The organism is Streptomyces platensis, assembly GCF_008704855.1.
GTDB classification, from domain to species: domain Bacteria; phylum Actinomycetota; class Actinomycetes; order Streptomycetales; family Streptomycetaceae; genus Streptomyces; species Streptomyces platensis.
The window spans coordinates 6,002,415-6,013,993 of the sequence record NZ_CP023691.1 but is presented as its reverse complement, the minus strand read 5'-3'; the positions used below and the strand labels follow the sequence as shown (position 1 = coordinate 6,013,993).

Sequence of the window (11,579 nt, the reverse complement as noted above, 5' to 3'; positions counted from 1 at the left end):
CAACCGGCTCCCGGCCGGGCGAGGCGCCACCCCCGGCATGATTAATTCGATATTCAACTTTTACGGGTAGAATTCACTCCATGACGACCGACAGCGACACCCCCTGGCTGACCGACCAGGAGCAGTGTGCCTGGCGCACCCACCTCGATGTCAGCAGGCTGCTGATGCACCAACTCGAGCGGGATCTGCAACCGTTCGGCCTGACGAACAACGACTACGAGATCCTGGTCAACCTCTCCGAGGCCGAGGACCGACGCCTCCGGATGAGCGACCTGGCAGCCAGCACCCTCCAGTCCAAGAGCCGTCTCTCCCACCAGATCACCCGGATGGAGAACGCCGGGCTGGTGCGCCGGGAGAGTTGCGAGTCGGACCGCCGTGGCCTCTACGCCGTCCTCACCGACGAAGGCTGGGACACCATGCGCCGGGTCGCCCCGCACCATGTCGCCTCGGTCCGCAAGCACTTCATCGACCTCTTCACGTCCGAGGACCTCCAGGCGCTGCGCAGCTCGCTCACTCCGGTGGCCGAGCACCTCCGCAAGGAGCGCGGCGGCCTCTGACCGGCCGGCCTCGGCCCCCTGACCGGGCCGGGGCCGCGCCGCCGGGGCCGCGCCGGGCATCAGGCCACCGGCAGCCGCAGCTCGAACACCGAGCCCGTGCGCACCGCCAGCGAACCCCCGTGCCGCACCGCGACATCCCGCGCGATGGCCAGCCCCAGCCCGGCCCCGCCGTCGTCCCGGGCCCGGGCGTCATCGAGCCGGACGAACCGCTCGAAGATCCGCTCCCGCTCGCTCTCCGGCACCCCGGGCCCGTCGTCCTCGACCCGCAGCACCGCCCACTCCCCCTCGCGCACCACGGCCACCCGCACGGATGCGACGGCATGCCGCTGCGCGTTGTCCAGCAGATTCCCCAGCACCCGGCCCAACTGGCCGCGGGATCCCGCCACTTCCGCGCTCGCCAGCTCCCCGGTCCGCACCGGCACCCGGTCCGCGACCCGCTGCGAACTCTCCTCGCGCACCATCGCCGCCAGATCCACCCGGGTCCCGCCCGGCCGCTCCCCCGCGTCCAGCCGGGCCAGCAGCAGCAGATCGGCCGCCAGCCGCTGGAGCCGTACGGTGTCCTCCACCGCGCCCGGCACATCCAGCAACTCCGGGTGGGCCACCCCCACTTCCAGCTGCGTCCGCAGGCTCGCGATCGGACTGCGCAGCTCGTGCGAGGCGTCCGCGACGAACCGCCGCTGGCGCTCCACGGCCGACTCCAGCGCCGCCAGCGTCTCGTTGGTCGTCCGGGCCAGCCGGCCGATCTCGTCCTTCGACGACGGCACCGGCACCCGCCGGCTCAGATCCGTACTCGCCGTGATCGCGGCCATCTCCCCGCGGATCCCCTCCACCGGCCGCAGCGCCCGCCGGGTCACCAGCCAGGTCACCCCCGCGACCACCACGAGCAGCAGCGGCAGCCCCAGCAGCATGGCGTCCCGCACCGATCCGACGGCGTCCTGTTCCGGCGCCAGCGCCGCCCCCGCGCGCACCGTCGCCTGCTCACCGCGGGTGTCCTTGGCCTCGATCACCGCGAACCGGTAGTCGGCCACCGTCCCGTCGACATCCGCGGTCCCGTCCCGGTACCGGACGTCGTCATCGACCTCACCCGGCTTCAGCGCACGGTCGTCGTCCTCGTCGTCCTCGTCCTCCGCCGCCGGCGGCGCGACGCTCCCCGCCCCCTGGGCGGCGCCCACCCGCTTCCCGTCGACGGCCCGCACGTCCTCACCGACCGCCCGCACCCGCCCGTCCTCGGCGGCGACCACCACCGGATGCTCCTCGCCGTCCGGCAGATCCAGCTTGTCGTACGGCGTTCCCGTCGCGATCTGCACGGCCACCTCACGCGCCGCGACCTCCGCCTCCAGCCCCGCCTGGTTCTGGAGATTGCCGCGCAGCACCAGCAGCACCGCCGTACCCGCCGCGATCAGTGCCAGGGCCACCACCACGGTCGCCCCGGCCGCCGCCCTGGCCCGTACCGAGCCCAGCACGCTACCCACCGGCCACCAGCCGGTATCCCGCGCCGCGCACCGTCACGATGTGGCCCGCGCCGAGCTTGCGCCGCAGGGCGCTCACGTACACCTCGATGATGTTGACATCGCCCTCATAGGCGAAGTCCCAGACGTGCTCCAGGATCTCCGCCTTGGAAACCACCTCGCCCGCCCGCACCGCCAGCTGCTCCAGCACGGCGAACTCCTTCGTCGTCAGCGTCACCTCGGCGCCGTCCCGCTCGACCCGCCGGGCCCCCTGGTCGATGGCCAGCGCCCCCACCCGCAGCACCGGGGGCGCGGTCCGGCCGCGCCTGCGCAACAGCGCCTTCACCCGCGCCACCAGCACCACATACGAGAACGGCTTGGTCAGATAGTCATCGGCGCCGGTGTCCAGCCCCTCGGCCTCGTCGTACTCGCCGTCCTTCGCGGTCAGCATCAGAATCGGCACCTCATCACCGGCCGCACGCAGCGCCCCGCAGACGCGGTAGCCGTTCATCCCCGGCAGCATGATGTCCAGCACGACCAGGTCGTAGCTCTCCGCACTCGCCTGGTGGAGCCCCGCCAGACCGTCGTGCACCACATCGACCGCATAGCCCTCGGCCATCAGCCCCTTGGCCAGTGACAGGGCCAGCCGCTTCTCGTCCTCCACGATCAGGAGCCGGTACGGACGGTGTGCGGCGGGGCCGGGCGGGCGGAACTGCGTGACGTGCGGGTGCATGCGCTCACCATGCCATCCCCTTCCTGAAGCCCCCTTCAGGAGCCTTCAGGTCCCCTTCAGCTTGGTTCCGCCAGTGTGTTGGCACAGCCGATCGCAAGGGGAGAACACACATGAAGCGCCATCTGATCATCGCCACCGCCGCCGCGGCCGCCCTCGTCGCCGGCGGCACGGTCACCGCCGTCGCGGTCAGCGCCGACGGCTCCGGCAGCGCCCGGTCCGGCGCCCCGGTCTCGGCCCGGTCTGCCGCCCACGACACGGCGGCCGCCGACTCCGGCACCGCCCACGTGCAGGACGGCCGCTCCAGCATCCGTATGCAGGACGACGACGCCAACGGCCAGGAGGACCGCCGCGAGGCCCGCGCCGCCAAGGTCAGCGCGCCGGACGCCGCGGCCGCCGCCCTGAAGGCCGTCCCCGGCACCGTCTCCGGCCTCGACCTGGACGCGGACCGGGCCGGCCTGGTCTGGGAGGCGGACGTGCTGGGCAAGGACGGCAAGTGGCACGAGGTCACCCTCGACGCCGGCAACGCGCGGGTGCTCAACCAGCACGTCGACACCGACGATGACGACGACGCCCAGGAGCGCGCCGCGCTCCAGAACGCCCGCACCGACGCCGCCTCGGCCGCCCGTACCGCCGCCTCGCACGGCACCGTCACCTCCGTCGACCTGGACGACGACGACCGCGGCAAGGCGGTCTGGGAGGTCGAGACGATCACCAAGGACGGCAAGGAGCACAAGCTGCTGGTCGACCCGCAGACCGCCAAGCTGAGCGCCGTTCCGGCGCAGTCCGACGACAACGACGGCGCGGACGACTGACCACCCACCGCACCAGGCCCCGCCCACCTTGCTGTGGGCGGGGCCTTCGGCTGTGGCGTTGCCGGTGGCTGGGGGTGGGTGCGGGTTGCCGGCGGCTTGGGCCGGTTCGCCTACGACGTGTGGGTGGTGGGGTCGGAGGGGACGCCCGGTAACCCGTCCTCGGCGCGGGCGACGCGGGTCCCAGAGGTTCTAAGCCCCGTTGTCCGCTCCGGGTCCTGCGGGCGGCTCACCGGACATCCCCTCCGACCACTGTCCTTGCGCGGCTCTCCCGCCGTACCGATGACCGTTACGGCAAGGCAGCGGCACCCCTTGACAGGAATCTGGTCCCCACAGGCCGGGCGCGGGCCATCGTGGGGTCTGTGACGGACGGTGCCACCGCCCGGCAGTCGGCAACGCCGGACGGTCGGAGGGGATGTACCGGGGCCCGCCCGCAGGACCGGAGCAAACACCGGGGCAATCAAACGCACGTAGCCGCGTCGCCCGCGCCGAGGACGGGTCCCGGTGCGTCCCCTCCGGCCCCCGCGGCAACCACAGACCCCGCAAGGCGCCAGCCCAGACACACCCGCACCGAAAGCACGTGCCGGATCGGCCGCGCCACCGAAGGGGCGCGGGGAACTGCGCGCCCAGCCACAACGAACCCGCAGACAAAGACCACGCACCCGCCGATTGGCGGATCCTCAACCCCCGTTAGTCAGCCCATCAACCAACTCATCGGCCGCCCGATAAGGATCCGTCTCCCCGGCAACGATGCGCTCGGCCAACGCATCGAGCCGCTGATCCCCCCGCAGATCACCGATCCGCTCCCGCAGCGCCGTGACCGCGATCGTCTCGACCTCATGCGCCGCCCGGGACCGCCGCCGCTGCGCCAGAACGCCGCGCTCCTCCATCCAGGCCCGGTGCTTCTCCAGCGCCTCGACGACCTCGTCGATGCCCTCGGCCCGCGCCGCGACCGTCTTGACGATGGGCGGCCGCCAGTCACCCGGCGTACGGGATTCGCCGAGCCCCAGCATGTGGTTGAGCTCGCGGGCGGTCGCATCGGCCCCGTCGCGGTCCGCCTTGTTGACGACGTAGACGTCGCCGATCTCCAGGATTCCGGCCTTGGCCGCCTGGATGCCGTCGCCCATGCCGGGTGCGAGCAGCACCACGCTCGTATCGGCCTGGGAGGCGATCTCCACCTCGGACTGGCCGACGCCGACCGTCTCGACGAGGACCACGTCGCAGCCCGCCGCGTCCAGGACGCGGATGGCCTGGGGCGCGGCCCAGGCCAGGCCGCCCAGATGGCCGCGGGTGGCCATGGAGCGGATGTAGACCCCGGGATCGGAGGCGTGTTCGCTCATCCGGACCCGGTCACCGAGCAGCGCACCGCCGGAGAACGGCGAGGACGGGTCGACGGCGAGCACGCCGACCCGTTTGCCCGTCTTGCGATAGGCCGTCACCAGCGCGGAGGTGGTGGTGGACTTGCCCACACCGGGCGAGCCGGTCAGCCCGACCACATACGCGTTGCCGGTGAGGGGGGCCAGCGCCGCCATCACCTCGCGCAGCTCCGGTGACGCCCCCTCCACGAGGGAGATCAGCCGTGCCACGGCCCTCGGCCGGCCCTGCCGCGCCTGTTCCACCAGCTGGGGGACGTCCACCATCGCCGCTCGGCTCCTTCGGCTCGCTCGTGACGCGAATCGGCGAGCCCGTACGCACCGGCGTACGGGCTCTTGCTTACTTACCCGGTACGCGGATGATCAGCGCGTCGCCCTGGCCGCCGCCACCACACAGCGCGGCGGCACCCACGCCACCGCCCCGCCGGCGCAGCTCCAGCGCGAGATGCAGCACGATCCGGGCGCCGGACATCCCGATCGGGTGACCCAGCGCAATGGCGCCGCCATTGACATTCACCTTTTCCGGGGACACTCCGAGGTCCTTCATGGACTGCACGGCGACGGCCGCGAACGCCTCGTTGATCTCGATCAGGTCAAGATCGTCGACGGCCAGGCCGTCCTTCTTCAGGGCGTGGTTGATGGCGTTGGAGGGCTGGGACTGGAGCGAGTTGTCCGGGCCCGCGACATTGCCGTGCGCGCCGATCTCCGCGATCCACTCCAGGCCGAGCTCCTGGGCCTTGGCCTTGCTCATGACGACGACCGCGGCGGCGCCGTCGGAGATCTGCGAGGAGGTGCCGGCGGTGATCGTGCCGTCCTTGGCGAAGGCCGGGCGGAGCTTGCCGAGCGACTCCGTGGTGGTCTCGCCGCGGATGCCCTCGTCCTGGCTGAAGAGGACCGGCTCGCCCTTGCGCTGCGGGATCTCCACGGGGGTGATCTCGGCCTCGAAGAGCCCGTTCTTCTGGGCGGCGGCGGCCCGCTGGTGGGAGCGCGCGGCGATCTCGTCCTGCTCCGGTCGGGCGATACCCAAACGGGTGTTGTGCTTCTCGGTCGACTCGCCCATGGCGATGCCTTCGTAGGCGTCCGTGAGGCCGTCGTGCGCCATCGCGTCAAGCATCTCGACCGCGCCGTACTTGAATCCCTCACGGGACTTCGGGAGCAGGTGCGGGGCGTTGGTCATGGACTCCTGGCCACCGGCGACGATCACGTCGAACTCGCCGGCGCGGATGAGCTGGTCGGCCAGCGCGATGGCGTCGAGACCGGAGAGGCAGACCTTGTTGACGGTCAGCGCGGGGACGTTCAGGGGGATTCCGGCCTTGACGGCGGCCTGGCGTGCCGGGATCTGCCCTGCCCCGGCCTGGAGCACCTGGCCCATGATCACGTACTGCACCTGGTCGCCGCCGATGCCCGCCCGGTCGAGTGCCGCCTTGATGGCGACGGCGCCCAGGTCGGCGCCGGAGAAGGTCCGCAGCGATCCCAGGAGCCGGCCCATGGGGGTGCGCGCTCCCGCCACGATCACTGAGGTGCTGCCGTTCGTGCCGTTCGTTGCAGACATGCGGTGCGGCCTTCCTTTGCACGGAAGTTAACGAGGGTTCCCGTCAATGTACTGAGCGGTACGCGCCGGGTCACCGGCAAGCGGGTGTGATCGCGCGCACGTTGCGTAACCAGCCGTGCGGGCGGTGCACTGGAGCCATGCTGACGCGAATCGACCACATCGGGATCGCCTGTTTCGACCTCGACAAGACTGTCGAGTTCTACCGTGCCACGTATGGCTTCGAGGTGTTCCACACCGAGGTCAACGAGGAGCAGGGAGTCCGGGAAGCCATGCTCAAGATCAATGAGACCTCCGACGGCGGAGCCTCGTATTTGCAGCTCCTGGAGCCCACCCGCGAGGACTCCGCGGTGGGCAAGTGGCTTGCCAAGAACGGCGAGGGGGTGCACCACATCGCCTTCGGCACCGCGGACGTCGACGGCGACTCCGAGGCCATCCGGGGCAAGGGTGTCCGGGTGCTCTACGACGAGCCCAGGACCGGCTCGATGGGCTCCCGGATCACCTTCCTGCACCCCAAGGATTGTCATGGAGTGCTCACCGAACTCGTCACCGCGGCGCCGACCACCCCGACGGACCACTGACCTTCACCTTCCCCGGCCGGTAGAGTGCTGCTTCGGCCGGGGTAAGGGAGTGGGGCTCGGTCCATACCCTGCCGATGATCTGACACCATTTCTTCGGAAGGGTCAGCTCCGATGGGCGCGAGTCCGGTACGACGTGACGTGTACGGGACGAGCACCGCAGGACCGGAGAAGGCCGCCACCATGACCAGGGGACGGATGGGACCGCGCAGTGCGGGGCAACGACCGCTACGAGGCTGACGACCACCTCTCGCAGTTCGAGGCCGAGATGGAGCGGCTGAAGACGGAGCGGGACAAGGCCGTTCAGCACGCCGACGACCTCGGCTATCAGGTCGAGGTGCTGCGCGCCAAGCTCCATGAGGCGCGCCGCAACCTCGCGACCCGCCCTGCCTACGACAACGTCAGTCATCAGGCCGAACAGCTGCTGCGCAACGCGCAGATCCAGGCGGACCAGCTGCGTACCGATGCCGAGCGTGAGCTGCGCGAGGCACGGGCACAGACCCAGCGGCTGCTCCAGGAGCAGGCCGAACGGCAGTCCCGGCTGGAGGCCGAGCTGCACGCCGAGGCGGTCACCCGCCGGCAGCGGCTCGACGAGGAGCTCAACGAGCGCCGGCAGACCGTCGAATCGCATGTCAACGAGAACGTCGCCTGGGCCGAACAACTGCGGGCCCGTACGGAGTCGCAGGCCCGCCGGCTCATGGAGGAGTCCCGCAGGGAGGCCGAGCAGGCGCTGGCCGCCGCGCGGGCCGAGGCCCAGCGGCTGGCCGAACAGGCCCGGGAGCGGCTCGGCACCGAGGCCGCGGAGGCCCGTACCGAAGCGGAAAGCATCCTGCGCCGGGCGCGTACGGACGCCGAGCGGCTGCTGAACGCCGCCTCCACCCAGGCTCAGGAGGCCACCGACCAGGCCGAGCAGCTGCGCACCAGCGTCGGCACCGAGTCGGAGGAGGCCCGCCGGCAGGCCGCGGAGCTGACCCGTACCGCCGAGGCCCGCATCCAGGAGGCGGACAAGGCGCTGCGCGAGGCGCGCGCCGAGGCGGAGAAGCTGGTCGACGAGGCGCAGCAGAGCGCCACCAAGCGGCTGACGGCGGCCGAGTCGGACAACGAGCAGCGCACCCGTACGGCCAAGGCGGAGATCGCCCGGCTGGTCGGTGAGGCCACCAAGGAGGCCGAGGCGCTCAAGGCCGAGGCCGAGCAACTGCGGTCCGACGCCCGCACGGAGGCCGAGCGGCTGCTCGCCGAGGCGCAGGAGACCGCCCGGTCCCAGGTGGCGGAGGACTCCGCGGCCCAGCTGGCGAAGGCCGCGCGCAGCGCCGAGGAGGTGCTGACCAAGGCGTCGGAGGACGCCAAGGCCACCACCAAGGCCGCCGCCGAGGAGGCCGAACGGCTGCGCAAGGAGGCCGAGTCCGAGGCGGACCGGCTGCGCGAAGAGGCCCACGACACCGTGGCGCAGCTCAAGGGCGCGGCCAAGGACGACACCAAGGAGTACCGCGCCAAGACCGTCGAACTCCAGGAGGAGGCACGGCGGCTGCGCGGCGAGGCCGAGCAGCTGCGCGCGGACGCGGTCGCCGAGGGCGAGCGGATCCGCGGCGAGGCCCGCCGGGAGGCGGTCCAGCAGATCGAGGAGGCGGCCGGGACCGCCGAGGAGCTGCTGGCGAAGGCCAAGTCCGACGCCGAGGAGACCCGTTCGGGCGCCGTCGCGGAGAGCGAGCGGGTGCGGACGGAGGCCATCGAGCGGGCCTCGGCGCTGCGCCGGCAGGCCGAGGAGGCGCTGGAGCGCGCCCGTTCGGAGGCCGAGGAGCTGCTCACCGAGGGCGCCCAGGCCGCGGAGATGGTGACCACCGAGGCGGAGGCGTCCGCCGCCCGGCTGCGCGAGGAGGCCGAACAGGCCGCCGAGGAGCGGCGCGCCGAGGCGCAGGACGAACTGGACCGGCTGCACCGCGAGGCGGAGGAGAAGGTCACCGCCGCCGAGCGGTCGCTGCGCGACGCCCGCGCCGAGGCGGAGCGACTGCGCCGGGAGACGCAGGAGGACGCGGCCCGGCTCAAGGCCGAGTCGGCGGAGCGGCGCCGGACGCTTCAGCAGCAGGCCGAGGAGGAGGCCGAGCGGCTGCGGGCCGAGGCCGCGTCGGACGCGTCGACGGCGCGGGCCGAGGCCGAGTCGGTGGCCGAGCGGCTGCGCACCGAGGCGTCGGCGGAGGCCGAGCGGCTCAAGACGGAGGCCCAGGAGACCGCGGACCGGGTCCGTGCCGAGGCGGCGACGGCCGCCGAGCGTACGGGCGCGGAGGCGGCGCAGGCGCTCGCCGCGGCCCAGGAGGAGGCCGCGCGGCGGCGCCGGGAGGCCGAGCAACTGCTGGGCGAGGCCCGCGAGGAGGCCCACCAGGAGCGCACCGCGGCGCGCGAGCAGAGCGAGGAGCTGCTGGCGTCGGCCCGTACGCGGGTGAGCGAGGCCCAGGAGGAGGCCCAGCGGCTGGTCGAGGAGGCGGACCGGCGCGCGGGCGAGCTGGTGGCGGCGGCCGAGCAGACCGCGCAGCAGGTGCGGGACTCGGTCGCGGGGCTGCACGAGCAGGCCGGTGAGGAGATCGCCGGGCTGCGTTCGGCGGCCGAGCACGCCGCGGAGCGCACCAGGACCGAGGCACAGGACGAGGCGGACCGGATCCGCAAGGACGCCTACGAGGAGCGGGAGCGCGCCTCGGAGGACGCGGCGCGGGCCCGTGCGGAGGCGCAGGAGGCGACGGAGGCCGCGAAGGCCCTCGCGGAGCGGGCGGTTTCCGAGGCCATCGAGGAGGCCGACGGGCTGCGCGCCGAGGCGGCCGGGGCGCTGGACGAGGCACGCCGGGACGCCAACACGGCGCGGACCGAGGCCGCCGAGCAGGCCGACCAGCTGGTGTCGGCGGCGACCGCCCAGGCCGAGAAGCTGGTGGCGGACGCCACGGCGAAGGCGCAGCAGCTGCGTACCGACGCCTCGGACGCACTGGCGGCCGGCGAGCAGGACGCGGCGCGGGCCCGTGCCGAGGCGCGGGACGACGCGAACCGGATGCGTTCGGACGCCGCGGAGCAGGCGGACCGGCTGATCACCGAGGCGCGCACCGAGGCCGAACGGATTGTCACCGAGGCCACCGAGCTGACGTCTTCGGCGCAGGACGACGCGGACCGTACGGTCCAGGAGGCCCAGCAGGCCGCCGATCAGCTGCGGGCCGAGGGCGAGCAGCAGGCGCACCGCCTGGTGACGGAGGCGACCGAGAAGGCGGAGCGGCTGCGGGCCGAGGCGGCCGAGGTGCTGGAGGAGGCCCGCCGGAACGCGGACCACACCGGCGACGAGGCGCGCAAGGCGGCCAACAAGACGCGTTCGGACGCCGCGGAGCAGGCCGACGAGCTGATGTCGGAGGCCGCGACCGAGGCCGAGCGGCTGCGCACGGAGGCGGCGGAGACCACCGCGGACGCCGAGCGGGACGCGGACCGTACCCGGGCCGACGCCCGGGAGCAGGCGGACCGGATGCTCGCGACGGCCACCGCGGAGGCGGACCGGCTGCGGGCGGAGGCGGCCGAGACGGTCACCGCCGCGCAGGAGCACGCCAACCGCACCCGTAACGAGTCCGCGAAGCTCAAGGAGGACGCCGAGGCGGCCGCCGAGCAGACCCGGACGGAGGCCCAGCAGGAGGCGGACCGGCTGCTCGACGAGGCGCGCAAGGACGCCGCCAAGCGCCGCGCGGACGCGGCCGAGCAGGCGGACCAGCTCGTCACCAAGGCCCAGGAGGAGGCGCTCAACGCGGCCACCGCCGCCGAGGAACAGGCCGACACCATGGTCGGGGCGGCCCGCAAGGAAGCCGAGCGGCTGGTCTCGGAGGCGACGGCCGACGGCAATGCGCGGGTGGAGAAGGCCCGTACGGACGCGAACACGCTGCTGGAAGAGGCCCGCCGCGACGCCACCGGCATCCGGGACCGCGCCGAGGAGCTGCGCCAGCGGATCGAGTCCGAGGTCGAGGAACTGCACGAGCGGGCCCGCCGGGAGTCGGCGGAGACGATGAAGAACGCCGGCGAGCGGGTCGACAAGCTCATCGCGCAGGCCACCGCCCAGCAGGTCGAGGCCGAGGAGAAGGCCGACCGGATGGTGGCGGACGCGAACAGCGAGGCGAGCAAGGTCCGGATCTCGGCGGTGAAGAAGGCCGAGAGCCTGATCAAGGAGGCCGAGAACAAGAAGGCGGCGGCGGTGCGCGACGCGGAGCGGATGCGCAGCGAGGCCGAGGCGGAGGCCGAACGGATCGTGGACGAGGGCAAGCGGGAGCTGGAGGTGCTGGTGCGCCGCCGGGAGGACATCAACGCCGAAATCTCCCGCGTCCAGGACGTTCTGGAAGCGCTGGAATCGTTCGAGGCACCCGGCGGGGGCGGGGAAGGAAAGGGCGGCGGTGTGAAGGCAGCCGCGGGAGCGGGGGCAACTCGTTCGAGTGGCAAGCAGTCTGAGGGGTAGCCACTCAAATGAGGGGTCATTCTCCAGATCAAACCGGCAATGACTCGATGACACGCCGTTGTGACCCCTA

8 protein-coding genes are annotated in these 11,579 nt (G+C 72.7%); 4 read left to right on the top strand and 4 right to left on the bottom strand.

Annotated features, from left to right (window positions below):
* Positions 1-80 precede the first annotated feature (80 nt).
* Positions 81-557: a MarR family winged helix-turn-helix transcriptional regulator gene (locus CP981_RS26800; RefSeq protein WP_042148837.1), complete on the top strand. Its 477-nt coding sequence runs from the start codon at positions 81-83 to the stop codon at positions 555-557.
* Between the two features lie 59 nt (positions 558-616).
* On the opposite strand, the gene CP981_RS26795 is transcribed toward CP981_RS26800, so the two are convergent.
* Together CP981_RS26795 and CP981_RS26790 are read right to left on the bottom strand one after the other, a co-directional pair.
* Positions 617-2,017 carry a sensor histidine kinase gene (locus tag CP981_RS26795; RefSeq protein WP_085923026.1) on the bottom strand — a complete coding sequence of 467 codons (1,401 nt, stop codon included), beginning with the start codon at positions 2,015-2,017 and terminating at the stop codon, positions 617-619.
* A gap of 4 nt (positions 2,018-2,021) precedes the next feature.
* Entirely contained in the window at positions 2,022-2,738 is a 717-nt protein-coding gene (locus tag CP981_RS26790; protein WP_085922952.1) for a response regulator transcription factor, read from the bottom strand.
* 110 nt (positions 2,739-2,848) lie between these two features.
* Here CP981_RS26790 and CP981_RS26785 point away from each other — a divergent pair, with 110 nt between their 5' ends.
* Positions 2,849-3,550: a PepSY domain-containing protein gene (locus tag CP981_RS26785; RefSeq protein WP_085922951.1), complete on the top strand. Its 702-nt coding sequence runs from the start codon at positions 2,849-2,851 to the stop codon at positions 3,548-3,550.
* A gap of 677 nt (positions 3,551-4,227) precedes the next feature.
* Here the strand turns inward: CP981_RS26785 and meaB are convergent.
* Positions 4,228-5,187, bottom strand: a complete 960-nt coding sequence (gene meaB / locus CP981_RS26780) for a methylmalonyl Co-A mutase-associated GTPase MeaB (protein ID WP_085922950.1) — start codon at positions 5,185-5,187, stop codon at positions 4,228-4,230.
* 73 nt (positions 5,188-5,260) lie between these two features.
* Positions 5,261-6,436: an acetyl-CoA C-acetyltransferase gene (locus CP981_RS26775; RefSeq protein ID WP_085923025.1), complete on the bottom strand. Its 1,176-nt coding sequence runs from the start codon at positions 6,434-6,436 to the stop codon at positions 5,261-5,263.
* 173 nt (positions 6,437-6,609) lie between these two features.
* On the opposite strand from CP981_RS26775, the gene mce reads away from it, so the two are divergent.
* Together mce and scy are read left to right on the top strand one after the other, a co-directional pair.
* Entirely contained in the window at positions 6,610-7,050 is a 441-nt protein-coding gene (mce, locus tag CP981_RS26770) for a methylmalonyl-CoA epimerase (RefSeq protein ID WP_042148823.1), read from the top strand.
* Between the two features lie 208 nt (positions 7,051-7,258).
* Positions 7,259-11,509 carry a polarized growth protein Scy gene (gene scy / locus CP981_RS26765; protein WP_085922949.1) on the top strand — a complete coding sequence of 1,417 codons (4,251 nt, stop codon included), beginning with the start codon at positions 7,259-7,261 and terminating at the stop codon, positions 11,507-11,509.
* Positions 11,510-11,579: the final 70 nt, after the last annotated feature.

Excerpts from the sequence above, each read along its gene's own strand:
- CP981_RS26800 (WP_042148837.1), top strand. The coding sequence starts at position 81 with ATGACGACCGACAGCGACACCCCCTGGCTGACCGACCAGGAGCAGTGT.
- CP981_RS26790 (WP_085922952.1), bottom strand. The coding sequence starts at position 2,738 with ATGCACCCGCACGTCACGCAGTTCCGCCCGCCCGGCCCCGCCGCACAC.
- CP981_RS26785 (WP_085922951.1), top strand. The coding sequence starts at position 2,849 with ATGAAGCGCCATCTGATCATCGCCACCGCCGCCGCGGCCGCCCTCGTC.
- meaB (WP_085922950.1), bottom strand. The coding sequence starts at position 5,187 with ATGGTGGACGTCCCCCAGCTGGTGGAACAGGCGCGGCAGGGCCGGCCG.
- mce (WP_042148823.1), top strand. The coding sequence starts at position 6,610 with ATGCTGACGCGAATCGACCACATCGGGATCGCCTGTTTCGACCTCGAC.